The sequence below is a fragment of the Streptomyces sp. NPDC049040 genome (assembly GCF_043197715.1).
Classification (GTDB): domain Bacteria; phylum Actinomycetota; class Actinomycetes; order Streptomycetales; family Streptomycetaceae; genus Actinacidiphila.
Map to the genome: position 1 here is coordinate 1 of NZ_JBICTO010000024.1, position 23,794 is coordinate 23,794.

21 protein-coding genes are annotated in these 23,794 nt (G+C 73.2%); 15 read left to right on the top strand and 6 right to left on the bottom strand.

What is annotated here, in order from left to right:
* Nucleotides 1–110: 110 nt before the first annotated feature.
* Nucleotides 111–1,997 (bottom strand): FAD-dependent oxidoreductase, encoded by a 1,887-nt coding sequence (locus ACGFMP_RS33510; protein ID WP_393677335.1) that lies wholly within the window; start codon nucleotides 1,995–1,997, stop codon nucleotides 111–113.
* A gap of 342 nt (nucleotides 1,998–2,339) precedes the next feature.
* Here ACGFMP_RS33510 and ACGFMP_RS33515 point away from each other — a divergent pair, with 342 nt between their 5' ends.
* From ACGFMP_RS33515 to ACGFMP_RS33555, 9 genes are all read left to right on the top strand, one after another.
* The gene (locus ACGFMP_RS33515) at nucleotides 2,340–3,467 is read left to right on the top strand and encodes a SchA/CurD-like domain-containing protein (RefSeq protein ID WP_393677337.1); all 1,128 of its coding nucleotides are present in this window, start codon (nucleotides 2,340–2,342) and stop codon (nucleotides 3,465–3,467) included.
* A gap of 82 nt (nucleotides 3,468–3,549) precedes the next feature.
* Nucleotides 3,550–4,011: a cupin domain-containing protein gene (locus ACGFMP_RS33520; RefSeq protein WP_393677338.1), complete on the top strand. Its 462-nt coding sequence runs from the start codon at nucleotides 3,550–3,552 to the stop codon at nucleotides 4,009–4,011.
* Nucleotides 4,008–5,273 carry a beta-ketoacyl-[acyl-carrier-protein] synthase family protein gene (locus ACGFMP_RS33525; protein ID WP_393677340.1) on the top strand — a complete coding sequence of 422 codons (1,266 nt, stop codon included), beginning with the start codon at nucleotides 4,008–4,010 and terminating at the stop codon, nucleotides 5,271–5,273. Before ACGFMP_RS33520 ends, ACGFMP_RS33525 begins: the two co-directional genes overlap by 4 nt.
* A complete protein-coding gene (locus ACGFMP_RS33530) occupies nucleotides 5,270–6,526 on the top strand; it encodes a beta-ketoacyl synthase N-terminal-like domain-containing protein (protein ID WP_393677342.1) in 1,257 nt (418 codons plus the stop codon). Before ACGFMP_RS33525 ends, ACGFMP_RS33530 begins: the two co-directional genes overlap by 4 nt.
* A 57-nt stretch (nucleotides 6,527–6,583) precedes the next feature.
* On the top strand, nucleotides 6,584–6,841 hold the full coding sequence (locus ACGFMP_RS33535) for an acyl carrier protein (protein ID WP_033175910.1): 258 nt from the start codon (nucleotides 6,584–6,586) through the stop codon (nucleotides 6,839–6,841).
* A 3-nt stretch (nucleotides 6,842–6,844) separates the two neighbouring features.
* Nucleotides 6,845–7,315: an SRPBCC family protein gene (locus ACGFMP_RS33540; protein ID WP_393677344.1), complete on the top strand. Its 471-nt coding sequence runs from the start codon at nucleotides 6,845–6,847 to the stop codon at nucleotides 7,313–7,315.
* 72 nt (nucleotides 7,316–7,387) lie between these two features.
* A complete protein-coding gene (locus ACGFMP_RS33545; protein ID WP_393677469.1) occupies nucleotides 7,388–7,717 on the top strand; it encodes a TcmI family type II polyketide cyclase in 330 nt (109 codons plus the stop codon).
* Nucleotides 7,718–7,907: 190 nt separating this feature from the next.
* Nucleotides 7,908–8,354, top strand: coding sequence for a hypothetical protein (locus tag ACGFMP_RS33550; protein WP_393677345.1), 447 nt, complete (start codon nucleotides 7,908–7,910; stop codon nucleotides 8,352–8,354).
* Between the two features lie 154 nt (nucleotides 8,355–8,508).
* The gene (locus tag ACGFMP_RS33555; protein ID WP_393677347.1) at nucleotides 8,509–9,255 is read left to right on the top strand and encodes a class F sortase; all 747 of its coding nucleotides are present in this window, start codon (nucleotides 8,509–8,511) and stop codon (nucleotides 9,253–9,255) included.
* 84 nt (nucleotides 9,256–9,339) lie between these two features.
* Here the strand turns inward: ACGFMP_RS33555 and ACGFMP_RS33560 are convergent, their stop codons facing one another.
* From ACGFMP_RS33560 to ACGFMP_RS33575, 4 genes are all read right to left on the bottom strand, one after another.
* The gene (locus ACGFMP_RS33560) at nucleotides 9,340–10,389 is read right to left on the bottom strand and encodes a methyltransferase (RefSeq protein WP_393677471.1); all 1,050 of its coding nucleotides are present in this window, start codon (nucleotides 10,387–10,389) and stop codon (nucleotides 9,340–9,342) included.
* Nucleotides 10,390–10,510: 121 nt separating this feature from the next.
* Nucleotides 10,511–11,830 (bottom strand): right-handed parallel beta-helix repeat-containing protein, encoded by a 1,320-nt coding sequence (locus ACGFMP_RS33565; protein WP_393677349.1) that lies wholly within the window; start codon nucleotides 11,828–11,830, stop codon nucleotides 10,511–10,513.
* A 418-nt stretch (nucleotides 11,831–12,248) separates the two neighbouring features.
* Nucleotides 12,249–13,613 carry a cellulose binding domain-containing protein gene (locus tag ACGFMP_RS33570; RefSeq protein ID WP_393677350.1) on the bottom strand — a complete coding sequence of 455 codons (1,365 nt, stop codon included), beginning with the start codon at nucleotides 13,611–13,613 and terminating at the stop codon, nucleotides 12,249–12,251.
* A gap of 216 nt (nucleotides 13,614–13,829) precedes the next feature.
* Nucleotides 13,830–15,446 (bottom strand): cellulose binding domain-containing protein, encoded by a 1,617-nt coding sequence (locus ACGFMP_RS33575; protein WP_393677352.1) that lies wholly within the window; start codon nucleotides 15,444–15,446, stop codon nucleotides 13,830–13,832.
* 264 nt (nucleotides 15,447–15,710) lie between these two features.
* On the opposite strand from ACGFMP_RS33575, the gene ACGFMP_RS33580 reads away from it, so the two are divergent.
* Both ACGFMP_RS33580 and ACGFMP_RS33585 read left to right on the top strand, forming a co-directional pair.
* Nucleotides 15,711–16,691: an AraC family transcriptional regulator gene (locus tag ACGFMP_RS33580; protein WP_393677353.1), complete on the top strand. Its 981-nt coding sequence runs from the start codon at nucleotides 15,711–15,713 to the stop codon at nucleotides 16,689–16,691.
* A gap of 32 nt (nucleotides 16,692–16,723) precedes the next feature.
* The gene (locus ACGFMP_RS33585) at nucleotides 16,724–17,161 is read left to right on the top strand and encodes an SRPBCC family protein (protein ID WP_393677355.1); all 438 of its coding nucleotides are present in this window, start codon (nucleotides 16,724–16,726) and stop codon (nucleotides 17,159–17,161) included.
* Between the two features lie 415 nt (nucleotides 17,162–17,576).
* Here ACGFMP_RS33585 and ACGFMP_RS33590 read toward each other — a convergent pair whose 3' ends face one another.
* Nucleotides 17,577–18,494 carry an SDR family oxidoreductase gene (locus tag ACGFMP_RS33590; protein ID WP_393677356.1) on the bottom strand — a complete coding sequence of 306 codons (918 nt, stop codon included), beginning with the start codon at nucleotides 18,492–18,494 and terminating at the stop codon, nucleotides 17,577–17,579.
* A 139-nt stretch (nucleotides 18,495–18,633) separates the two neighbouring features.
* Between ACGFMP_RS33590 and ACGFMP_RS33595 the strand changes: the two genes are divergently transcribed.
* From ACGFMP_RS33595 to ACGFMP_RS33610, 4 genes are all read left to right on the top strand, one after another.
* Entirely contained in the window at nucleotides 18,634–19,200 is a 567-nt protein-coding gene (locus tag ACGFMP_RS33595) for a TetR family transcriptional regulator (protein ID WP_393677357.1), read from the top strand.
* A 408-nt stretch (nucleotides 19,201–19,608) separates the two neighbouring features.
* Nucleotides 19,609–21,453 carry a coagulation factor 5/8 type domain-containing protein gene (locus tag ACGFMP_RS33600; RefSeq protein ID WP_393677358.1) on the top strand — a complete coding sequence of 615 codons (1,845 nt, stop codon included), beginning with the start codon at nucleotides 19,609–19,611 and terminating at the stop codon, nucleotides 21,451–21,453.
* 313 nt (nucleotides 21,454–21,766) lie between these two features.
* The gene (locus ACGFMP_RS33605; RefSeq protein WP_393677360.1) at nucleotides 21,767–22,741 is read left to right on the top strand and encodes a hypothetical protein; all 975 of its coding nucleotides are present in this window, start codon (nucleotides 21,767–21,769) and stop codon (nucleotides 22,739–22,741) included.
* Nucleotides 22,742–22,962: 221 nt separating this feature from the next.
* Nucleotides 22,963–23,703, top strand: a complete 741-nt coding sequence (locus ACGFMP_RS33610; protein ID WP_393677362.1) for an SDR family oxidoreductase — start codon at nucleotides 22,963–22,965, stop codon at nucleotides 23,701–23,703.
* Nucleotides 23,704–23,794 lie beyond the last annotated feature (91 nt).

Consider the following 23,794-nt stretch of genomic DNA (forward strand, 5'->3'; position numbering starts at 1 on the left):
CCACACAACCCATCCATCCCTCGCGCCCCCCCCCCCCCCCCCCCCCCCCCCCCCCCCCCCCCCCCCCCCCCCCCCCCCCCCCCCCCCCCGCTTTCCGTGCCGTCCGCGGGTCAGGCCAGACTGAGCACCTGGCACAGCACCGCGGTCAGTTCGGCCTCCGGGTCCGCGCAGGCACCGGTGGCGCGCCAGGCCACGAAGCCGTCCGGGCGCACCAGCAGCGCGCCGTCCCGGCCGGTGCCGTGCGCCTCCGCCCAGTCCGCGCCGGGCTCGGTCACCAGGTCGGCGCCCGCATCCGCACCGACCCGGTAGCGGTCGAGCGGCACGCCGAGGTCGTCCGCGACGCGGGCGGCGGCGGTGTGCCAGGCCTCGCCTGCCGCGCTTCCCGCGCCGGTGAGCAGCACCGGCGCCCGCTCGTACAGGTCGAGCGTGGAGAGCTGTTCGCCCTTCCTGGTCACCCACAGGTGCGGTGCCCTGGTGCCCGGATCGCCCAGCCACAGCCGCGGCCCGCCGCCACCGGCGGCTGCCGGGCCGCCGGAGCGGCCGTTCCCCCGCGCACCGCCCGCCGCGGGACGGCCGGATGCCCGGCCGTCGGCGGGTCCCGCGGGGCGGCCCCCGGCGGCCGGGACGGCCGGGCCGCCGGGGGGACGCTCCGCGGTCCCGGCGTCGTCTGGCATGTCCGGCGAGGTCGGCACGGTCGGGACCACCGGGCCGCCGGTGCCGCCGGGGCCCGCGGGGGGAGCCGGCGGGCCCTCGGGGACGACCGGGCGCCGCGGATCGACACCGACGACGGCCCCCGTCTGGTAGCGGTAGCCGAGCGCGACGGTCAGGACGCCGCTCTGGCGGTTGCCGCCGGCCGGCGTGGCGTCGTAGCCGGGGTGGCTGTGCTCGGCCGAGCGCTCCGAGGCGCGGGCACTGGTGGCGACGGCGACCGGGCGGCGCTCGGCGCCGTAGGTCTCCAGCAGGCCGGGACCGGCCCAGCCGTCGAGGACGGCGGCGAGCTTCCAGGCCAGGTTGTGGCCGTCCTGGATACCGGTGTTGGAGCCGAACGCCCCGGTCGGCGACATCTCGTGGGCGGCGTCGCCCGCCAGCAGCACCCGGCCGTCGCAGTAGCGCTCCGCCACCCGCTCCGCGGCGTGCCACGGGGCCTTCCCTGTGATCTCGATCTCGAGCCCCGGCACCCCGACTGCGGTGCGGATGTGCGCGGCGCACCGCTCGTCGGTGAACGCCTCGAGGGGCTCGCCGCGCTCCGGGTGCCAGGGCAGGTGGAAGACCCACTCGGCCTCGTTGTCGACGGGCAGCAGCGCCCCGTCGGCGTCCGGGTTGGTCAGGTAGCAGGCGATGAAGTGGCGGTCGCCGACGACCTCGGCGAGCCGCTTGGCGCGGAAGGTGACGCTGACGTTGTGGAACAGCTCGCCCGCGCCGGTCTGGCCGATGCCCAGCGCGGTGCGCACCGGGCTGCGCGGGCCGTCGGCGGCGACCAGGTAGTCGGCCCGTACGGTACGGGTCCTGCCGGTGTCGCGTTCCAGGACCTCCGCGGTCACCCCGCCCTCGTCCTGCTCGAAGGAACGCAGTTCGACGCCGAAGCGGATGTCGCCGCCGAGCCTGCGGGCCTCTTCGAGCAGCACGGGCTCCAGGTCGTTCTGGCTGCACAGGCACCACCCGGACGGGCTGAACCTGGCAAGGCCGCCGCCCGGGTCGATCTCCCGGAACAGCCACTGCTGGTTGTCGCCGGTCAGTGATTCGGCCTGCAGGATGCCGTGGTTGGGGGCCAGGACGGACGCGGCCCGGCGGATCGCGGGCTCGATGCCCGCGGTCCTGAACAGCTCCATCGTGCGCACGTTGTTGCCGCGGCCGCGCGGGTGGTGCGAGGTCGCGGCGTGCTTCTCGACCAGCAGGTGGTCCACGCCGAGCCGGCCGAGGAAAAGCGAGGTGGCCAGCCCCACCAGGGACCCGCCGGTGATGAGGACCGGTACTCGGTCGTCGGATGTCGGTTGCATCTGTTGCTCCAGCCTGTACGGGCACGGCGCGGCGGCGGTCGGCCGCCGGTGCGGCTGGGGCCTGCCGTCGGATGCGACACGGCCCAGGGGCCCGGCACACCGTCGTCCGGTCCCGCTCTCTCCTTGCCCGGTCGGGGCCGCACGGCGGTGTCCTGGCGGCGCATTCGCCCGCATGGACCGCAGATCTCGCGGCGTTGGTGGGATCGAAGCACGATCAGAACTCAGGGCCGCGGGAAACGCACACCGGTGCGGATCCGGTGTCCCCGCGTCCCGCGGCCGCGAGCAGCGCGCGGACCGCTGGTGATCGACATCGCATATCGGCAGTCGAAGGAGAAGTGGAAGATGACGACCCTGTCCGAACAGCCGGGGACGGCGGGCGCGGCGGCGGGCGCACAGAAGACCGAGGCCGCACGGCTTCGTGTGGTGCTGCTGCTTGACATCCAGAAGGGCGCGCAGGAGCGCTTCCTCGACGCTTACGAACTGCTGCGCAGCCAGGTCGCCTCGGTGCCCGGGCACGTCAGCGACCAGCTGTGCCAGTCCATCGAGGACCCCTCGCAGTGGCTGATCACCAGCGAGTGGGAGAGCTCCGAGCCGTTCCTGGCTTGGGTGGACAGCCCGGAGCACCGCGAGATGGTCAAGCCCATGCACTCGTGCGTCAACGACACCCGCTCGCTGCGCTTCGACATCCTGCGCGAGACCTCGGATGCCGGGCACACCGGCGACCGGGCGCCGCGGCCTGAGCGGGCCGGCGACGGGCGGATCCGGCACGCGATCACCTTCACGGTGAAGCCGGGCAGCGAGGCGAAGGTCGCCAAGCTGCTCGCCGACTACGCCTCCCCCTCCGCCCGTGTCGACTCGGCCACCCGGCTGTGCAGGACGACGCTGTTCATGCACGGCAACCGGGTGGTCCGCGCGGTCGAGGTGAGCGGCAACCTGGTCGCCGCGCTGCGGCACGTGGCGCAGCAGCCCGAGGTGCGGGCGGTCGAGGAGGCCATCAACCCGTACCTGGAGGAGGAGCGCGACCTGGCCGACCCGGAGGCGGCCCGCGCGTTCTTCACCAGGGCCGGGCTTCCCGCGGTGCACGAGGCGGTGGCCGAGGCCGACCGTACCGGCCAGGTCCGGCGGTATGCGCTGCACTACCCGGTACGAGGCGGCAGCGGCGCCGCGGCGGCCCGGGTGCTGGCCAGGTCCGACGAGCTGGCGGCTGCCGACCCGACGGGCTCGCTGGTGCGCAGCACGATCTTCCAGCGCGACGACGTCGTCGTGCGCGTGATCGACCTGGCCGCCGCCCACGACGAGGACCTGGCGCTGACCACCGGCACCGCCGACCGCGACCTGGCCGCCGAGCTGGGCCGGCTGCTCGAACTTCCCGGCGCCGTCCGCGACCTCGGTGAGGACAGCGGCCGCAGGGAACTGCTCGCGCACCTCGAGATGACCCTCGTCACCGACCGCCACGCACAGGACTCGTGACCACTCTTCCGCTTTTCCCGCACGCGCGGGCCGGCCGCAGGTCCCCCTCCGGCCGGTGCGACTTCACCAGGAGGCACCCGTCATGACCGCTCAGCCCCCTCGAATCGTGCACGTGGACGAGATCGAGCCCAACCGGCGCCGCGGCGGTGATCTGCGCGCCATGCTCACCCCGACCCTCAGCGGATCGACCAGCGGTTTCATGGGCCTGGCGATCCTGCAGCGCGGCGAGCGCATCGCCGAGCACTACCACCCCTACTCGGAGGAGTTCGTCTTCGTCGTCAAGGGCGACCTCGAAGTCGACCTCGACGGTGAGGCGTACGAGCTGAAAGCCGACCACGGGCTGCTGATCCCCAAGGACGTACGGCACCGCTTCCGCAACGTGGGCGGCGGCCAGGCGCGGATGGTCTTCCACCTCGGCCCGCTCGCACCGCGCCCGGAACTGGGCCACGTCGACACCGAGGACGCGGCCGGCAATCCGCTGGTCGCGGACGGCGCCCGGCCGAGCGCGAGCCGGCCGCCGGAAGCGGCGGGGGCGGTCTCATGACCAGGCGGGTGGCGGTGACCGGGGTCGGCGTCGTCGCCCCCGGCGGGGTGGGCGTTCCCGCCTTCTGGGACCTGCTCACGTCCGGACGGACGGCGACCCGGGGCATCACCCGCTTCGACGCCTCCGCCTTCCGGTCGCGAATAGCTGCCGAGTGCGACTTCGACCCCGCCGCCTGCGGCCTCGACCCCGTCCGGCTGTCCCGCGCCGACCGCTACGTGCAGTTCGCGATGGCGGCGACCGACGAGGCACTGCACGACGCGGGGCTCGACCCGCGGGTCGAGGACCCCTGGCGGATCGGGGTGTCGCTGGGCACCGCGGTCGGCGGCACCACCCGGCTGGAGCAGGACTACGCCCTGGTCAGCTCGGGCGGCGACCGCTGGGACGTCGACCACCGGCCTGCCGCACCGCATCTGCACCGGGCGTTCACCCCCAGCGCGCTGTCCGCGGAGGTCGCGGAGCAGGTCGGCGCGCACGGGCCCGTGCAGACGGTCTCCACCGGCTGCACCTCAGGGCTCGACGCGGTCGGTTACGCCTTCCAGAGCATCGAGGAGGGCCGGGCCGACATCTGCATCGCCGGCGCGTCCGACTCGCCGATCTCGCCGATCACGGTGGCCTGCTTCGACGCCATCAAGGCGACCTCGCCGAACAACGACGACCCGGAGCACGCCTCCCGCCCCTTCGACGCCGACCGGGACGGCTTCGTCCTCGGCGAGGGCGGAGCGGTGCTGATCCTGGAGGAGCTGGAGCACGCCAGGGCCCGTGGCGCCCGGGTCTACTGCGAGGTCAAGGGCTACGCCTCGTTCGGCAACGCCCACCACATGACAGGTCTGACCCGGGAGGGTCTGGAGATGTCGCGGGCCATCGACCGTGCACTGGCGCACGGCCGCATCGACCGCACCGCCGTGGACTACGTCAATGCCCACGGCTCCGGCACCAAGCAGAACGACAGGCACGAGACCGCGGCGGTGAAGCGCTCGCTGGGCGAGCACGCCCGCAGGACCCCGATGAGTTCGATCAAGTCCATGGTCGGCCACTCCCTCGGCGCGATCGGGGCCATCGAACTGGCCGCCTGCGCACTGGCGATGGAGCACGGTGTGGTGCCCCCCACCGCCAACTACGAGACGCCGGACCCCGAGTGCGACCTCGACTACGTGCCGAGGACCGCACGCGAGATGCCGCTGCACACCGTGCTGTCCGTCGGCAGCGGATTCGGCGGCTTCCAGTCCGCCGTGGTCCTCGACCGGGAGGAGGCGAGGCGATGAACGCCAAGCCGAGGAAGCAGGACGAGCGCCGTACGGTGATCACCGGAATGGGGGTGATCGCGCCCACAGGGATCGGCGCCGACGCCTACTGGAAGGCGACCAGGGAGGGTGTCAGCGCGCTGGGCCCCGTCACCCGGGAGGGCTGCGGCGACCTGCCGCTGGCCGTTGCGGGCGAGGTGCACGGCTTCGACCCGTCGACGGTGGTCGAGGAGCGCTTCCTGGTGCAGACCGACCGGTTCAGCCACTTCGCGATGGCCGCCGCCGACATGGCGCTGCGCGACGCGGCACTGGACGCGGCCGGCGCCGGCGAGTTCGCCATCGGCGTGGTGACCGCGGCGGGTTCAGGCGGCGGCGAGTTCGGCCAGCGCGAACTCCAGCAGCTGTGGGGCCGCGGACCGCGGTTCGTCGGCCCCTACCAGTCCATCGCCTGGTTCTACGCGGCCAGCACCGGCCAGATATCCATCCGCGGCGGCTTCAAGGGCCCCTGCGGCGTGGTCGCGGGCGACGAGCCCGGCGGACTCGACGCCTTCGCCCACGCGGCCCGCAACATCCGCCGGGGCACCGACGCCATGGTGGTGGGCGCCACCGAGGCACCGCTCGCGCCGTACTCGATCGTGTGCCAGCTGGGGTACCCGGAGCTGAGCACGGCCGCCGACCCGCAGCGGGCGTATCTGCCGTTCACCGACCGCGCCTGCGGTTTCGTCCCCGCCGAGGGCGGTGCGATGTTCGTCGCCGAAGAGGCCGTGGCGGCACGCGAACGCGGGGTCACCGCGCGGGCGGTGATCGCCGGGCACGCCGCGACCTTCACCGGGTCGGCGGACTGGGCGGCGTCGCGGGAAGGCCTGGCGCACGCGATCCGCGGCGCGCTGGACGAGGCCGGCGCCGCACCCGAGGAGATCGACGTGGTCTTCGCGGACGCGCTCGGCGTGCCCGCGGCCGACCGCGCCGAGGCGCTGGCCCTCGCCGACGTGCTCGGCCGGCACGCGGCCAGGGTCCCGGTCACCGCGCCCAAGACCGGTATCGGGCGCGCCTACTGCGGTGCCTCGGCGCTCGACACCGCGACCGCCGTGCTCGCCATGGAGCACGGCGCCGTACCGCCCACCCCGAACGTCACGGACGTGAGCCACGGCCTCGACCTGGTCACCGGCCACGCCAGGCCGGCCGACCTGCGCACCGCACTGGTGCTCAGCCGCGGGCTGCTCGGCTCGAACTCGGCACTGGTGCTGCGGCACGGCGCCGACGCCCGTCCCTGACCGCCCCACCGCAGGTCCCCCACCCGCACCACTCCACCTCCTCGTAAGGAGCCGCTCATGCACACCGAACTCACCTACGCGGAACTGGCCTCGCTGATGGAGCGCAGGGCCGGTGTCATCGTCGGCCCTGCCGACCTGGAGCTCCAGTCCGACACGCCTTTTGCCGACTTCGGCCTCGACTCGCTGGGCCTGCTCGGCATCGTCGGGGCGCTGGAGAACGAGCACGGCGCCACCATCCCCGCCGACGCCGACGCCTGCCGGACCCCCCGGGAGCTGCTCGACGTCGTCAACGACGTGCTGAAGGCGAGGGCCTGAGCCATGGCCGCGCACACCGAGAACGAGATCACCGTCAACGCCCCGCTCGACCTCGTCTGGGACATGACGAACGACCTGGAGCACTGGCCGCAGCTGTTCAGCGAGTACGCGTCGGTGGAGATCCTGGAGCGCCAGGGCCGCAAGACCACCTTCCGGCTGACGATGCACCCGGACGAGAACGGCACCGTGTGGAGCTGGGTGTCCGAGCGGGAGCCGGTCCCGGAGACCCGTACCGTCACCGCCCGGCGGGTGGAGACCGGGCCGTTCGACTTCATGGAGATCTTCTGGAGCTACCACGAGGTCCCCGGCGGCACCCGGATGCGATGGGTCCAGGACTTCGCGATGAAGCCGGAGGCCCCGGTGGACGACGCCGGGATGACCGCCAGGATCAACGCGAACTCCGCGGTCCAGCTGGAGCTGATCAGGGACAAGATCGAGCAGCGCGCCCGCGAGCAGGTCTCCGTCCCCAACTGATGCCGCGCCCGGGCGGGCACTCACCTGCCCGGGCCTCCCCCCGTTGCGCAAGCAGGAGAGGACGTGACAACCGTGCACCGCGCTCTGATCGTCGCCCGTATGGCACCCGGTTCTGCGGACGACATCGCCGAGGTCTTCACCGACTCCGACCGCGGCGAGCTGCCGCGTCTGATCGGGGTGAGCAGCCGCAGCCTGTTCCAGTTCGGCGACCTCTACTTCCATCTGATCGAGGCCGACGGGCCGCCCGGGCCCGCGGTGGCCGAGCACGCCTCGCACCCGGAGTTCAAGGACATCAGCGAGCGGCTGTCGTCGCACGTCAGCGCCTATGACCCGGCGACCTGGCGGTCCCCGAAGGACGCCATGGCCCGGGAGTTCTACCGCTGGGAGCGCAGCAGCCGCTGACGGCCGGCCGGGCATCGCAGTCCCCCGTGCGGAGCAGCCGGCCACCCGGAGGGCGCAAGGGACGCCCCCTTGCGGCCCTCTCCGGTGGCGCCCCCCTCGCACATGACTGACGGTGAGAACGTCGCTACTGCGATTCCTTCGGCTGATTGCCTGTCAGCCGACGCACGCGCGGCGGAAGGAAACCCTCACCATGCGCACTGCCCGCACCCTCTTCGCCGGAGCTGCTCTCTCCGCAGTCCTCGCCATCGCCGCCCCGGCCGCCCACGCGACGGGTGCCGTCAACGCGTACGACCCGAGCAGCCACGGTTCGTCGCACTCCTCCTCCGACCACTCGTCCTCCACCGGTGCCGCCGACAGCAGCGCCGACAGCTCCGCCACCGCGCACGAAGGCGGTTCCTGGCACGACAGCAGCGCCTCGCAGGACAGCACCTCCTCCGACGACGCCACCGCCCAGCAGGAGGGTGGCAATTCGTGGCACGGCAAGCAGCCGCACGGCGGCGTGCACACCGGTGGCGGCGGCATGGCGCTGTCCGGTGGCGGCATGGCGGCCGGCTCCGTCCTGCTGCTCGGCGGCCTCGGCGCCGGTGCGGTGGCGATGCGCCGTCGCCGCACCCCGGCCGGCGGCCTCGCGGTCTGACACCGATCCGCTCGGTGAACGGCTGAAAGCCCGCTGAACCTGTTCCACGCTGTCTCCTGCCGTGGCCACCGCCGCTTCCCGCGGCGGTGGCCACGGCGGATTCGGCTTCCGTGCCGCCCCGCATTGTCCGCGAGCCGATGAAAGGCATCGCCCCATGTCGCAGCAGTACCCGCCGCCTCCCGCCGGCGCGGCGGAGGCCAGGTCCGACCCGCGCACGCGCGTGCTGCGCTGGGCGGTCGCCTCCGCGGCCCTCGGCGCCCTGATGATCTACAACTCGGTCGACTCCTCGGGTACGGGCCTGCCAGGTCCGCCGCCCTCCGCGGCCGCGCCGCCGAGCGCCATCGCGACCGGCACCGTACCGGGCAACCCGCCGAACAGAGCGGCGGTCGCGCCGTCCGTGAGGCCGGCGCCCGCGAGCACCGCCCCGGTCGGCCTGCCGCACTCCAACCCCACCCGGCTGACCATCAAGAGCCTCGCCGTGGACGCCCCCTTCACTCCGCTGCACCTGGACGCCGCGGGCAATCTCAACGCGCCTCCCGCCGCGGACACCAACCTCGTGGGCTGGTACGCCGAGGGCCCGACGCCCGGCGAGCGCGGCCCGGCGATCGTGGCGGGACATGTCGACACCAAGACGGGCCCCGCGGTCTTCCTGCTGCTGCGCCTGCTGAAGCCGGGTGCCACCGCGGACATCGCCCGAGCGGACGGCACGGTGGCGACCTTCACCGTCGACTCGGTGGAGATGTTCTCCAAGGGCAAGTTCCCCGACCAGCGGGTCTACGGCCCCACCCCCGACCCCCAGTTGCGGATCATCACCTGCGGCGGCAGCTACGACAGGTCCAAGAAGGACTACACCGACAACGTGGTGGTCTTCGCCCATCTGACCTCCTCCCGACGCGCCTGAGGGTGCGCCGGGCACCTCGCACGCACGGCGACGGCCGGCCCGGATGACCGGGCCGGCCGTCGGCTGCGTACCGCAGTCGCGGCGTCAGGTGCCGCGGACGGTGCTGTCGAAAGCGTGCAGGTACGGATTGACCGGGCGCACCTCGCCGACCGAGAGGCCCGCCTCGGTCATCCGGGCGACCAGGCTCTCCCTGGTGTGCTTCTGCCCGCCGACGTTGAGGAGCAGCAGCAGGTCCATGGCGGTGGTGAACCTCATCGACACGCTGTCGTCCACCAGGTTCTCGATGACCAGCACCCGGGCGCCGGGTCGGGCCGCCGAGACCACGTTGCGCAGCGTCCTGCGGGTGCTGTCGTCGTCCCATTCGAGGATGTTCTTGATGATGTAGAGGTCAGCGTCGACCGGGATCTCCCGCCGGCAGTCGCCCGGCAGCAGGGTGGCGCGCTCGGCAAGCGCACCGCCCTCACGCAGCCGCGGGTCGGCGTTCGCGACGACCTTGGGCAGGTCGAGCAGCGTGCCGCGGAGCGCCGGGTGCCTGTCCAGCAGGCCGGCCAGCACGTGGCCCTGGCCGCCTCCGATGTCGGCGACGGTGGCGATGCCGGTCATGTCCAGGCTGTCCACCACATCGCGGGCGGACTGCATGCTGGAGCGGGTCATCGCCTTGTCGAAGACCGCGGCCGATTCGGGCGCGTCGTCGTGCAGGTAGTCGAAGAAGCGCTTGCCGTGCAGGTCGGCGAAGACGTCCTGACCGGTGCGGACGGCGTCGTCGAGCCGCGGCCAGGCCTCCCAGGTCCACGGCTCCGTGCACCACAGGGCGATGTTGCGCAGCGAGTCGGGTGCGTCCTCGCGCAGCATCCGGGACATGCCGGTGTGCACGAAGCGGCCGTCGGCCTGCTCGGCGAAGACGCCGTAGCAGGTCAGGGCCCGCATCAGCCGGTCGAGCGGCCGGGGCTCCGCGCGGACCGCGGCGGACAGCTCCTCCGCCGTGGCGGGCTCCTCGCCGAGCGCGTCGGCGACGCCGAGCCGGGTGGCGGCACGGATCGCGGCCGCGCAGGCCGCGCCGAACACCAGCTCGCGCATCCGCATGGCGGACTGGTCGGGAGCGTGGGGCGGCGGCGCGGGGGCTGCCGCGGGCATGGTGGCCGCGGGCGCCGCGGCCGGTTGGGTCATGGTCATGCTCGGCCCTTCTGGTCATGCCGGGTCGGGGGCGGGATCGGACGGGGCCGGGGTGCGCGCGGCGGGCCGGCGTACCGTCCGGTCAGCACCGGCCGGCCGGCTCGGAGACGCTGCAGGAGTTCGCGCTGAAGGTGTTGCCCGACCCCTTGGTGTCGCGGTCGGCCAGGTCGGCGGGGCTGTTGCCCGACAGGGTGTTGCCGCTGACCTGGTCGCGCTGGTTGGCCACGCCGACCTCGCTCGGGAAGAGCACGACTCCACCGGACATCGGCGAGGTGCCGGAGTTGCCGGTGATGGTGTTGCCGGTGATCCGGGTGTCCTCGGCGCCGGTGAGCAGCACGCCGGTGCCCTGGATGGCCGGCAGCCGGCCGTTCGAGGCGCAGAACTTGTTGTTGTCGGTGATCCGGTTCTGCCTGATGTCCAGGTCGCCGGCCTTCGGGCTGTTCTCGTCGCCGACGACGAAGACGCCGCCGCAGTTGCCGGTGACGGTGTTGTTCTCGACGGTCAGCACGCGCGCCCGGCGGATCGTCACGCCGATGCGGTTGCCGGTCAGGGTGTTGCCGGCGACCACCGTCCCGCGGGTGTCGAGGGCGCCGCCCTCCGCGTTGACGAAGTTGGCGACGAAGATGCCGGACTGGCCGTTGCCGACCGCCTCGTTGTCCCGCAGCACGGCACGGGTGGACTTCTCCTGGCTGATGCCCTGCTCGCCGTTGTTCTTGACCTCCACCCGGCGGACGACCATGCGGTCGGTCCCCGACACGTCGATGCCGTTCTTGCGGAAGCCGACGACGGAGATCGACTCGATGCGGACCGCGGTCAGCGGGTGGCCGTCGGCGCCGGTGACGCAGATGCCGTGCCCGGCCGCCGCGCACGCCGCCTGGGTCATGGTGGCGGTGGTGGCCGTTCCGGTGTCGGCGTTCGCGGCCGCCTGCGTGGTGGCCGTACCGGTCTGGGCCGGCATGGCCGTCGTGCCCGTCTCGGCCTGCGCGGCGGCCGGCGCCGTGCCGTCCGGCGTGGCGGCGGGGGCCGCGGGCCTGCCTGCCTCGGGGGCGGCGGGCGCGCTGCCCTGCGGGGCCATCGGCCTGCCGGCCGCAGGGGCGGAGGGGTCCGGTGCGGCGGGCGCCGCGGCCGGTGCGGTGCCGGGGGCGGCCGGGGCCGCCTGCGCGCCCTGGCCGGCCGGGGCGGTGATCGTGACCCGGCCGGCGCCCATGCCGCGCAGGGTCACGTTCCTGGTGATCTGCACGCTCTCCCGGTAGGTGCCGGGCATGACCAGGACCGTGCCGCCCTCGGCGGCCGCGTCGACCGCCGCCTGGATCGACTCACCCTCGCGTACCGGCTGCACACCCTGCTGCGCGTGGGCCGCGGGAGCCATCACGGCCCCCGTTCCGAGCGCAGCGACCGTCATGACTCCCGCGATGTACCTGCTGTGACGAACGAGCATCGCCCTGACCTGCCTTTCTCGACCCGCAGAGCGACAGCGCCGTTGACGGGTCCCGGTACCTGATTCGGATTGCGCCGGCCAACGCCCCTTCCCCGAGGGGGCGGTGCACGCGCGATTCGAAGCTATGGTCGGCCTGGGCAGCCCGCCATTTCTGCTCCGTCATCCGTGGACGCCCTCGACCGGCCGGCCACCGATCGCCCGGTCGTGAACGGAGGTCGCGGCCCGGGTAGGGCGGGGCGCGGGAGCACGGGCGCACGCCGGACGGCCGTCCCGTACGCAGCGCCGGGACGGCCGTCCGGCGTCACCTGTCGTGACGATCACGGAAGGTGATCGCACGGGGCGCGCCGAAGAGGTACCGCGGTTCACACCGGTCCGTGGACCGTCACCCTGACGCGGTGCAGGCCGGGGTCCCGAGATTCTGGTCGGAACCGCTGAGCGTCATGCCCCACGAGGTGCTTGCCGACGGGGCGAGCGTGCCGTTGTAGGCGACGTTGCGCAGCGTGGTGGCGGGTGCCGAGGAGTCGACCGCCGCGTTCCACACATTGCTGATCCGCACACCCGACGGAAGGGTCAGCTTGACGGCCCAGCCGGTGGTCTGCCGGGTGCCGGTGTTGCGTACCGTCACATCGGCCTGGTAGCCGCCCGACCAGGAGCTGGTGACGTGCACGGCCGCGGTGCAGCCGCCGGTGCCGGAGGTCGGCGGGGTGGTCGGGGGTGTCGTCGGCGGGGTGGTGGGAGGCGTCGTGGGCGGGGTCGTCGGGGGCGTGGTCGGCGTCGTCGTACCGCCGCCCGACGTCGTGTAGGTGACGCCGGTGTACGGCTGCGAGCAGGTGCCCGAGCAGGCGGAGGGCAGCGAGAAGTCGTACGTGCGGCCGCCGAAGACGTAGCTGTCGTTCACGTCCCGCACCCGGATGCGGAAGTCCGTGCCGCCCTCGGTGGTCGGGACCAGGATGAAGGACTGGCCCATGTCGCTGTTCATCTGGGCCTCGTGCCAGGCGCCGGCGGAGTAGTACTCCACGCCGTGCACACCGTCGGGCAGGTGGGAGACCGAGATGGCGCCCCAGTAGCGCTGGGCGCCCTGGAGGAATCCGATCTTGATGTCACCGGTGTAGCCGGGGGCGGGCACGTAGCTCCAGGACACGTGCCGGTTGTTCCAGTGGTCCGCGAGCCCGGTCACCGCGGTGCCGTTGCGGGTGAAGTGGCCGAGCGAGGCGGTGTCGAGGTCGAGGTGGTTCGGGTCGTCCCTGCACCAGGCGTTGGCGTCCGCGCAGCTGTCGGCGACCAGCATGGTGAGGGTGGCGCCGTTGTAGGAGTCCTGGGTCCATCCGCCGTTGCGGCAGAAGGCCTGGCCGGGGGCGCCGTCGTTGGTGCCGTTGCAGTAGTCGCCGATGGTCACCTGCACCCAGCGCCCGCAGTTGTGGCCGTTGTCCCACGCGCCGATGATCGAGCTCTGCGCGGGGGGCACGGGACGCGAGTGGGCGGCGTAGTCGCCCGGGGTGTCGAAGACGTTGAGCGCGACGAAGTCCGGTGAGTCCAGCTCGGACTGCGGCATGCCGCAGCCGCCGTAGGGCTGGCCGAGGCCGTCGAAGTGGGTGGCATTGCCGACGACGTCGGCCTGGGCCGCGTTCGGGGTGGCCGCGGGTGCGGGAAGCATCGTCAGCACTCCGACGAGCAGCGCGGCGACGGCGGTGGCGAGAGCCGCGAGCAGTCTGCGCGGCGGTCGTGGGGAGTGCGCGGGTCGGCGCATGGAAGGCTCCTTGACGTGGGGGGTATGGGAGCGCTCCCATACTCCCGGCGCCGAGTCGGCGGCGTCAACGGGCGGTCGCCCGCGGATATCGGGAAGCTGAACCGGGTAAGTCCCCCTGCCGCAGGGTGCGTTGCCGTCCGCCCGTCCATACGTACGGCCCCCCGCTGCCGGACGGCAGCGGGGGGCCGTGGCGCGCCGTCCGGCGCCGCCCTGGAGTCAGGACACCGTGCAGGCCTTGCCGTTGAGGGTGAAGGCGGCCGGCACCCCGTTGGTGCCGGCGGTCGAGCTCGCGCTGAATCCGAAGGAGACCGTGCCGCCGGCCGGGACGACCGCGTTGTATGGAGCGTTCGTGGCGGTGACCTGCTTGCCGCTCTGGGTCTGCACCGCGTTCCAGATGTTGGTGATCTTCTGGCCGCCGGGGAAGCCGAACACCAGGGACCATCCGTTGAGCGCGGCGCCGCCGTTGGTGATGGTGACGTTCGCGTTGAAGGCGCTGCCCCAGTCGCTGATGTCGTAGTGGACCGAGCACGCACCGGCCGGAGGGGTCGTCGGCGGGGTGGTGGGAGGCGTGGTCGGAGGGGTCGTCGGGGGCGTGGTGGGAGGCGTCGTGGGCGGGGTGGTCGGAGGCGTGGTCGGTGTCGTCGTACCGCCGCTCTTGGCCTTGTCGGCGTTGGAGTGCGCGGTGAAGTAGGTCAGCGCCGCGTCGCCGTGCATCACCCCGTAGTTGCCGTCCTTGCCGCTGTTCATGTACCACCAGAAGGCGTCGGCGTCGCCGTTGCCCGCCTCCATGGTGCTGTAGATGGCAGGCCAGTAGGTGGTGCGGGTGCCGGCGGAGGTGTTGAACTCCCCCAGGAAGAAGGGCTTTCCCGCACCGGTGTGGGCGTCGGTGATGTATTTGGCCACCAGCGCCTGGGTGGCGCTCACCGACAGGTTGGCCCAGCCCTCGGTCGGGTAGATGTGCGCGGAGCAGAAGTCGATCACCGGCGACTGGCACTCGTAGGTGTACGGGACTCCGTTGTCGCTGCCGTAGCCGTACGAACTCCCCTGGCCCTCGATGCCGTTGTCGACCATGTGGTTGGGGTCGATGTTCTTGATGTAGGCGCCGACCTTGTCCTCCCAGGCACGGAAGACGGTGCCCGCGGTGTTCTCGGCCGGGGTCTCGTCCTGGTAGCGGGGCTCGTTCATCAGCTCCCAGGAGAAGATCGACGGGTCGTTCTTGTACGCCACGCCCGTGTAGTGGTTGACCCGGTTCAGCGCGTATCCCACGTAGAACTCGTAGTCGGCCAGGCAGCCCGCGCACTTGGCGGGGTCGAAGAAGTTCCCCGGGTTGGCGGTGGAGACGCCTTCCCAGCCGAGCACGGTGTTGATGCCGCCGTAGGCGGTCCAGTAGTTCTCCATCGCGGGGACGACCCGCAGCCCGTGCTGCGCCGCCGAGTACAGGATGTAGTCGAACTCGGCCCACTCCTGCTCGTTCATGGTGTTCTTGGCGGGCTCGAAGCCGTGCCAGCTCTCGTGGTCGAACATCCAGGTGCGGACGACGGTGACGCCGTCCGATGCCATGTTCGCCATCTCGCTGTCGATGGCCGCCTTGTCCATGTACTGCGTCTCGGTGTCACCCGAGCCGCTGCCGAAGGTGAACAGGTCGTAGGAGTTGGCGCCGGCGAAGTAGGCGGTCTTGCCGCCGACGCAGAAGTGCGTGCCGCAGCGCTGGACGAAGCTTGTGCCCGCGGCCCGCGCGGGGCCGGGGGCGGCGACGACGAGCAGGGCCATCATCAGTGCCGTGGTCACCGCGGCGAGGGCCGCCAGCCATGTGCGTCGTGCTGGGAGTCTCATGCATTCTCCTCGGAATGTCCGGACGTTCCCTGACAGGAAGGCTGAGAAGGCGACAGCGGAGCCGGATGGCGACCGATCGCTGTACCGGTTAAGCACCAAGAAGCTACCGGCGGTTGACGCAAAGTCAAGAGCTGGGCCGCGACAGCCGCCAGGCCGGCCGCGTGCACCGGGCCCGGGGCGGCACCGGGCCGCCGCGGGAGACGGGCCGTACTCCTCCGTGCCGCCCTCATGCGTGTCCGTCTTGTCCCTGGGTAGCGTCACTGCGTGGACGTACTCAGCGATGTGATCGCGGCGATGCGTACCGGACGACCACGGTCGGTGCCGGTGCGCCATCACGGGTCCTGGGCGCAGGAGTTCGCACCGGCGGACGGGGCCGCCGGCATCCAGGTGGTGCTGCGCGGCGGATGCGTGCTGCGGCCGGGCGCGGATGCGCGGCAGGCCGTGGCCGTCGGTCCTGGCGACGTGGTGTTCCTGCCGCACGGCACCGGCCATGTGCTGGCCGACAGCCCCGGCACCCCGGTGACGGGGGCGCCCCGCGAGCCCGGCACACCGCCCTTCTCACGACCGCGTCCGGCCGCGCCTGGCGACGGCCCCGCGACGCTGGTCCTGTGCGGGGCCTACCGGTTCGACCCGCAGCGCGCCCACCCGCTGCTCGCGGAGCTGCCCGACCTGGTCCACCTGCGGGCGGCTCCCGCCAGACACCCGGAACCCGCCGCGGTCGTACGCCTGCTGGCCGGCGAGCTGGAGCGGACGCGGCTGGGCACGGACGCGATCGTGCCGTCGCTGCTCGACGCGCTGCTGCCCTACGTGCTGCGCGCGTGGTACGACGACGCGCCGCTGCGGGGCGACGCGGCCACCGGCTGGGCGGCAGCGCTCAACGACCCGCCCGTGACGGCCGGCCTGCGCGCGATGCACCGCACTCCCGCCGCGCCGTGGACCGTCGAGCGGCTGGCACGGGAGGCCGGCCTGTCGCGGGCCGCCTTCGCCCGCCGCTTCGCCGCACTGACCGGGCGGCCGCCGCTGGGCTATCTGACCTGGTGGCGGATGACGCTGGCGGCCAGGCTGCTGGCGAACTCCACGCTGCCGCTCGCCTCGGTCGCGGAACAGGTGGGCTACACCTCGGAATTCGCCTTCGCCCACGCCTTCAAGCGGTGGTGCGGCATGGCGCCCGGCCGCTACCGGCGGGCCCACGCGCGGCCGGTGCCCGCCGCCGGAGCCCACCTTCCGACGGTATGCAAGCAGTAGGGTGACCCGGCACCGGTTCGAAGGAGTGCATCGTGCCCCCGACTTACTCGTACGCACTGACGGTCGACGCTCCCGCCACGCGGGTGTGGCAGGTGCTCACCGACGTCGGGAAGTGGCCGGACCTGACGGCCTCCATGACGTCCGTGCGGGGCCTCGACGGCCCGCGGCCCGCGGTCGGCGCGCGTTTCGAGATCCGCCAGCCCAGGCTCCGCAAGGCGGTGTGGACGGTCACCCGGCTGGACGAGGGCGTCGCCTTCGACTGGGAGTCGCGGGCGCCCGGTGTCGTCTCCACCGGCTCGCACCTGCTGGAAGCTGACGGGGAGCGCACCAGGCTCACCCTGACGATGGAGCAGTCCGGTGTCCTCGCCTGGCCGATCGGGCTGCTGGCGGGCAGCACCATCCGCCGCTACCTCACACTGGAGGCGCAGGGCATCAAGGCGCACAGCGAGCAGCCGCCCGACCGGCCGTGAGGCTTGCCCGCCCGGAGGGCGGGTGATCGCCGCCCGGAGGGGTCCGCGCGGCCCGGGTCCCCCGGTGGATCGCGCCCGGCGGGTCAGGCCGTTCCCCGCGGGTTGCACGAGGCCGCCCGGTCCCTGACCGCCGCGGCGGGGACCGCTGCCCGACCGCGCGGACGACACCGCCGCCCGAAGGACACCGACCCCACCACGGGCCACCCGGCCACCACCGCGCGGACGACACCGCCGCCCGAAGGACACCGACCCCACCACGGGCCACCCGGCCACCACCGCGCGGACGACGCCGCCGCCCGGAGGACACCGACCCCACCACGGGCCACCCGGCCACCACCCGTGGCGCGCCGCCGCGGCGCCCCGCCCGCCGGAGGCCGCGGGGCGCTGACGGCCCGCCGCCGGAATCGGCCGCCGCCTACCGGAAGTAGTGACCCTTCTCGAGGTCCTCGATGAGTCCCGGCTGCGTCGGCTGCCACCCCAGCAGCTCGCGGGTGTGCGCGCTCGACGCAGGGCTGTCGAGGGAGACGAAGTGTGCCAGCCAGGCGAAGTGCGCGGCCGCGTCCTCGGGCGCGACGGAGGCGGCGGGGACGCCGAGGTGGCGGCCGATCACCTCGGCGATCGCGCGCATCGGCACCCCCTCGTCCGCGACCCCGTGCAGGGCCGATCCCGCGGGTGCCGCCTCGATCGCCAGGCGGAACAGCCGTGCGGCATCGAGCCGGTGGGCCGCGGGCCAGCGCTGGGAGCCGTCGCCGACGTAGCCGGCGACGCCCTTGTCGCGGGCGATGGCGACGAGGGCCGCCACGAAGCCGTGGTCACCCTCGCCGTGGATCGACGGCGCGAGGCCCACGACGGAGGAGCGGACCCCGCGAGCCGCGAGGGCGACGGTCGCCCGCGCGGTGGCCAGCCGGAGGCCGGGGCCGCCGGCCACCTCCGGCGCCTCTGCGCCGAGCCCTTCGCCTTCGACCAGCACCCGGCCGGGTGCGAGCCCGAGCGTCCCCGAGGCGATGGCCAGCGGCCGGCCGGAGCCCGCGAGCACCTCTCCGAAGGCCTCGACGGCCAGCCGGTTCGTCTCGGCCGCGGCCTCGAAGCCCCCGGAGAAGGCGATGTCGTGCTGGAACGCGAGGTGGATCACGCCGTCGCAGGCGTCCGCCGCACGCCGCAGCGTGTCGAGGTCGTCGATGGTGCCGCGCCGCACCTCGGCCCCTGCCGCGGCGACGGTGTCGGCCGCGGCGTCCGAGCGGGCAAGGCCGACGACCTGGTGGCCGGCGCTGATGAGTTCGGGTACGACGGCGGAGCCGATCCAGCCGGACGCGCCGGTGACGAGAACACGCATGGGAAGAGACCTCCGGTTGCGGGCAATGGGTGAGCCGGCCGCCCGGGCCGCGGTTCTGCCGCACGGACGGTTGATGTCAGCTACTGACATCAACCGTAGCAGGCGATGTCAGCCACTGCCATCACGTAGAATCGGCGCCATGGGTCGATGGGAGCCGAACGCGCGGGGCCGCCTCGAGCAGGCCGCACTGGAGCTCTACCTGGAGCGGGGCTTCGCGCCGACCACGGTGACGGAGATCGCCAAACGCGCGGGGCTCACCGAGCGGACCTTCTTCCGGCACTTCGCCGACAAGCGCGAAGTGCTGTTCTCCGGCTCGGAAATGCTCCAGCAGGCCCTGGTCGACGCGGTCGCCGGCGCCCCCGGCGAGGCGGCACCGATCGACGCGGTCGCCGCCGGCCTCGACACCGTCGGCGACCTCTTCCGCGACCGTCGCCCGCACTCGCTGCGGCGCCAGTCCGTGATCGCGGCCAACCCCGAACTCCAGGAGCGCGAGCTGATCAAACTCGCCAGGCTCTCCGCCGCGACGGCCGGCGCGCTCCGCGCGCGGGGGGTGCCGGAGCCGGCCGCGAGCCTGGCCGCGGAGGCCGGGACCGCGGTCTTCAGGATCGCCTTCGAGCGCTGGGTCGACGGCCCGCAGGACGAGGACCTGACGCAGCTCATCCGCGGGTCGCTCGCCGAGCTCAAGGCCGTCACCGCGGGCGCCTGAAGGCAGCCGCGCGACTCCCCCGCCGCACGCCGCGACCTGACGCACACGCAACAGTTACGACACCGTAATCGCGCGCCGCCCACCCGCCGCGCGCCCTTCCTGCGGCGCTCGCCGCGCTCGCGCCGCCGGTCCCTGCCGTCGCATCGCCGCAGTTCACAGCCTCGCGAAGCCTTCACCGCGGGCTCCGGGGCGAGTGCGCGGCAGGCTCGGCGGGAGAGTCGCGGACAGGCCGCGCCGTGGCGGATGTTGCGACTGGGAGGGGCGTGGCCAGCACCGGAAGAGAGCGCTCTCACAGATATTGACACGACGCCACGGACAGCCTCAGGGTACGTCTGCGAGAGAGCGCTCTCACGTCGCCCACAAACCGTAGGGCTACCGGCTTCAGGTGGTAGAAGGTGGTCATCGCTCATGTCTTCGTTCAGGGCCGCAGGCAGTGAACTCCCCGACCAGGAAACGCAAGCCGCTCCCGCGGACAGCGCACTGAGCCGGCGTTCGTTCATCGCCACGGCCGCCCTGGCGTCAGCGGTACCGCTCGCGGCGGCAGCGAGCCCCGCGGCCGCGAGCGGCGGGCCGGGGCGCGCGCACGCCCCCGCGGAGCCGGACTTCGGGCCCAACGTCCGGGTCTTCGACCCCACCACCCCGGCCGAGGACATCCAGGCCGCGCTGGACGCCGCCGCCCAGCAGCAGGTCACGAGCGAATTCGGCACCGGTCGCTTCGCGTTCCTCTTCAAGCCGGGCAGCTACGACGTCGACGCGCAGCTCGGCTACTACACCTCGATCGCCGGCCTCGGCCTGTCGCCCGACGACGTGACCGTCAGGGGCGCCGTCCGCGTCGAGGGCCAGCCGCAGCCGGGCGGCGGCGACAGCGCGCTGACCAACTTCTGGCGCTCGGCGGAGAACCTCGCGGTCGAACCGACCGACGGCATCAGCTGGTGGGCGGTGTCCCAGGCGGCGCCGCTGCGCCGGGTGCACATCCGCGGGCAGCTCTTCCTCTTCCCCCGGCAGGGCGGCTTCTCCAGCGGCGGCTTCATCGCCGACTCGATGGTCGACGGCCAGGTCGTCAACGCCTCCCAGCAGCAGTGGCTGACCCGCGACAGCTCGGTGGGCGGCTGGTCCAACGGCGTGTGGAACCAGGTCTTCTCCGGGGTGACCGGCGCCCCCGAGCAGTCCTTCCCCGACCCGCCGTACACCACGCTGCCGACCACTCCGGTCAGCCGTGAGAAGCCCTTCCTCTACGTCGACGCGACCGGCCGCTACCGGGTCTTCCTGCCGGCGCTGCGGCACGACAGCGCGGGCACGACCTGGGGCGCGGGCCACACGCCCGGCAGCTCGATCCCGATCGAGCAGTTCTTCGTCGCCAAGCCGTCCGACTCGGTGCGCACCATCAACAAGGCGCTGGCGCAGGGCAAGCACCTGCTGCTGACACCGGGCATCTACAAGCTGACCGGCACCATCAAGGTCAAGTGGGCCGGCACCGTGGTGCTCGGCCTGGGCTTCGCCACCCTCACCCCGGTCGGCGGCGCGGTGGCCATGCGGGTGGACGACGTGCGCGGGGTGCGGATCGCCGGCCTGCTCTTCGACGCGGGCGAGACCGAGTCGCGGTCGCTGCTGGAGATCGGCAGCGGCCGCGGGCGGCGCAGCGACCCGCAGGACCCGACGTCGGTGCAGGACGTCTTCTTCCGGATCGGCGGCGCGGGCCCCGGCCGCACCGGCACCGCGCTGGTGGTCGACAGCGACGACGTCCTGCTCGACCACATCTGGGCGTGGCGGGCCGACCATGGCAGCGGGGTGGGCTGGACGGTGAACACCGCCGAGTCCGGCGTCGTGGTCAACGGGGAAAACGTGCTGGCCACCGGCCTGTTCGTGGAGCACTTCCAGAAGTACAACGTGGTCTGGAACGGCGACCGCGGCCGGACGATCATGTTCCAGAACGAGCTGCCGTACGACCCGCCGAACCAGGCGGCCTACCGCCACCACGGTGTCGACGGCTACGCGGCGTACAAGGTCGCGGACTCGGTCCGGCACCACGAGGGCTGGGGTCTCGGCAGCTACTGCTTCTTCAACGTCGACCCGACGATCCACGTGTCGCACAGCTTCGAGGCGCCGGTCAGGAAGGGCGTGCTCTTCCACGACCTGCTGACGGTGTCGCTGAACGGCGCCGGCGTGATCGACCATGTGATCAACGACCATGGTGCGGCGGCGCAGGGCACCGCCACGGTGCCGGTGGACGTGGTGAGCTACCCGGTCGGCTGACCGGGAGGCCCACCCGCGGTGGGGGTCGGCGGCGGCGGCCGTCGGCCCCCGTCGTCATGTCCGTGTCGGACCGGTCACGGACCGGGGTAAATTCACCTGATCGGCTTGAACTGTCGCGCGTGGCAGAGCAGACTGCGCGTTGGCAACGTTGTCAATACGATGTGGCAACGTTGTCAGACTCCGCCCGCGCCCATCCCCCGGGGCGGGCGGAGTCCAGCACATTCCGTGTCATCCCCCCTTGTCACAGCCGTCCCTGCCCGTCGTCCCGTCCCCTTCACCACCCTCATTCTCATTTCCGAACGGAGCGGTGCACATGCCGAAGAACCCGACGTCCCTCAGCAGACCCGGTTCCGCGGCGGTCCCGGTGCGTACAGCCCGGGTCAGTCCGCGCAGCGGCAGGTCGGGCGGGCTGGGCGGCACGGGCGGACGGCACGGCGACACCTACCACAGGGCGGTCGGCGACCGCCTCGGCACCTCGGCGTCGGCGGAGGAACTGTGCCGCAAGGGGCAGTTCGTCGACTACGAGAGCATGCGCGCGATGTTCGAGGCCTGGAACAACCGGATGTGGCGCGGCGCGGGCGCCCTGCCCCCCGCGCTGCCGCATCCCGCGCTGCACACCGCGGTGTGGCCCGTCTGCGGGCACGGCCTCGACATGAGCGGGGCCTACTACGGCGCCCGCAAGGGCTGCGAACCGGTGCACGTCCAGGCGGACCCGGCGGACGGCACGGTGCTGGCAGCGAACCACACCGGGGCGGCGCTGCGCGGCGCGACGGTCGCCGCGCAGCTGTACGACCTCGGCGGGCGGCCGATCGGCGGCCCCTCCCTGAGCGCCGCCGACCTGGCGGCCGGCAGCGTCACCGACGCCTTCGCCGTACCCTTCACCCGCGCCCTGCCCGCCACCCACCTGCTGCGCCTGCGGCTGACCGGGGCCGACGGGGCCCTGCTGTCGGCCAACGACTACTGGCGCTACCGCACACCGACGGACATGCGCTCGCTCAACGGCCTGCCGAACGTACGGCTGTCGGTGGACTCCCGCCCGGCGGGACCCGCGGCGGTCGCCGCGACGGTGGCGAACACCGGCACATCGCCGGCCGCGATGGTAGGGCTGTCGCTCGCCGCACCGCGGTCCGGCGGACCGGCCCTCCCCGCACTGGCCGACGACAACTGCCTGTGGCTGCTGCCGGGCGAGTCGCGCGAGGTGACCCTGCGGTGGCCTGCCGGAGCCCGTGCGGCGCAGGCGCCTGCGGTGGTGGCGCGGGCGTACAACGCGCTGCCGGTCACCGGCTGAGCCCTGGCGGGCATCGCACGATCGCCACCGGTGCGGCCGCTGTCCGGCTTCCCGTTGCCGCCCGTATGCCGCGGTGCCGGGAATCCCGCACCGGCGGAATCCGTGCTTATGCTGCCGTAAGGGGCCGTACGGGATGCCTGCCCGCCCTGTTGCGGCGGGCCCCCGCCCTGCCCGTCGAGGCCGTGACCGACGCGGCCGGTACGGCGAGAGGAGCCGGGACTGTGCGAGTGGCTGTGGCGGGCGGAACGGGGCTGACCGGGCGGCACGTGGTGGACGAGCTGGTCGCCGCAGGGCACGAGCCGGTGGTGCTGGCCCGCTCCCGCGGTGTCGACCTGGCCACCGCGACCGACCTCGACGGCGCCCTGGTGTCGGTGGACGCGCTGATCGACGTGACCAATGTGCAGACCGCCAGGCGCAAGGCCTCGTTCAGGTTCTTCGACGCGGTCGGCCGCCACCTGCTGGCCGCCGAGGAGCGGGCCGGGGTGCGCCACCACGTGGCACTGTCCATCGTCGGCGTCGACCGGGTGGACCTCGGCTACTACGAGGGCAAGCGCCGCCAGGAGGAGCTGCTCGCGACGAGCCGGGTGCCGTGGACGGTGCTGCGGTGCACGCAGTTCCACGAGTTCGCCGGGCAGGTGCTCGCACTGGCGCCAGGGCCCGTCGCGGTGGTGCCGAGGATGCTCACCCGGCCCGTCGCGGTGGCGGAGGTGGCGGCGGAGCTGGTCCGGCTTGCGGTGGCGCCGCCGCAGGGCATGGCCCCGGAACTCGCGGGGCCGCGCGAGGAGCAGATGGCCGATATGGCGCGGCAGCTGCTGAAGGCGAGGGGCAGCCGCCGGCTGGTGCTGCCACTGCGGATGCCGGGCGCGACCGGGCGGGCGATGGCGGGCGGCGGGCTGCTGCCCACCGCGGACGGGCCGCGCGGCACGACCACCTTCGAGGGGTGGCTGGCCGCCGGGCGCTGACCGGCGCCTATCCGGCGGCGGGGCGGCTGGGGCCGGTGTTGCCGGTCGCGGTCTCGACCGTGACCCTCGGGGTGCCTAGGATGGAGTGCTC

Excerpts from the sequence above, each read along its gene's own strand:
- ACGFMP_RS33510 (WP_393677335.1), bottom strand. The coding sequence starts at position 1,997 with ATGCAACCGACATCCGACGACCGAGTACCGGTCCTCATCACCGGCGGG.
- ACGFMP_RS33515 (WP_393677337.1), top strand. The coding sequence starts at position 2,340 with ATGACGACCCTGTCCGAACAGCCGGGGACGGCGGGCGCGGCGGCGGGC.
- ACGFMP_RS33520 (WP_393677338.1), top strand. The coding sequence starts at position 3,550 with ATGACCGCTCAGCCCCCTCGAATCGTGCACGTGGACGAGATCGAGCCC.
- ACGFMP_RS33525 (WP_393677340.1), top strand. The coding sequence starts at position 4,008 with ATGACCAGGCGGGTGGCGGTGACCGGGGTCGGCGTCGTCGCCCCCGGC.
- ACGFMP_RS33530 (WP_393677342.1), top strand. The coding sequence starts at position 5,270 with ATGAACGCCAAGCCGAGGAAGCAGGACGAGCGCCGTACGGTGATCACC.
- ACGFMP_RS33535 (WP_033175910.1), top strand. The coding sequence starts at position 6,584 with ATGCACACCGAACTCACCTACGCGGAACTGGCCTCGCTGATGGAGCGC.
- ACGFMP_RS33540 (WP_393677344.1), top strand. The coding sequence starts at position 6,845 with ATGGCCGCGCACACCGAGAACGAGATCACCGTCAACGCCCCGCTCGAC.
- ACGFMP_RS33550 (WP_393677345.1), top strand. The coding sequence starts at position 7,908 with ATGCGCACTGCCCGCACCCTCTTCGCCGGAGCTGCTCTCTCCGCAGTC.
- ACGFMP_RS33555 (WP_393677347.1), top strand. The coding sequence starts at position 8,509 with ATGTCGCAGCAGTACCCGCCGCCTCCCGCCGGCGCGGCGGAGGCCAGG.
- ACGFMP_RS33560 (WP_393677471.1), bottom strand. The coding sequence starts at position 10,389 with ATGCCCGCGGCAGCCCCCGCGCCGCCGCCCCACGCTCCCGACCAGTCC.
- ACGFMP_RS33565 (WP_393677349.1), bottom strand. The coding sequence starts at position 11,830 with ATGACGGTCGCTGCGCTCGGAACGGGGGCCGTGATGGCTCCCGCGGCC.
- ACGFMP_RS33570 (WP_393677350.1), bottom strand. The coding sequence starts at position 13,613 with ATGCGCCGACCCGCGCACTCCCCACGACCGCCGCGCAGACTGCTCGCG.
- ACGFMP_RS33575 (WP_393677352.1), bottom strand. The coding sequence starts at position 15,446 with ATGAGACTCCCAGCACGACGCACATGGCTGGCGGCCCTCGCCGCGGTG.
- ACGFMP_RS33590 (WP_393677356.1), bottom strand. The coding sequence starts at position 18,494 with ATGCGTGTTCTCGTCACCGGCGCGTCCGGCTGGATCGGCTCCGCCGTC.
- ACGFMP_RS33595 (WP_393677357.1), top strand. The coding sequence starts at position 18,634 with ATGGGTCGATGGGAGCCGAACGCGCGGGGCCGCCTCGAGCAGGCCGCA.
- ACGFMP_RS33600 (WP_393677358.1), top strand. The coding sequence starts at position 19,609 with ATGTCTTCGTTCAGGGCCGCAGGCAGTGAACTCCCCGACCAGGAAACG.
- ACGFMP_RS33605 (WP_393677360.1), top strand. The coding sequence starts at position 21,767 with ATGCCGAAGAACCCGACGTCCCTCAGCAGACCCGGTTCCGCGGCGGTC.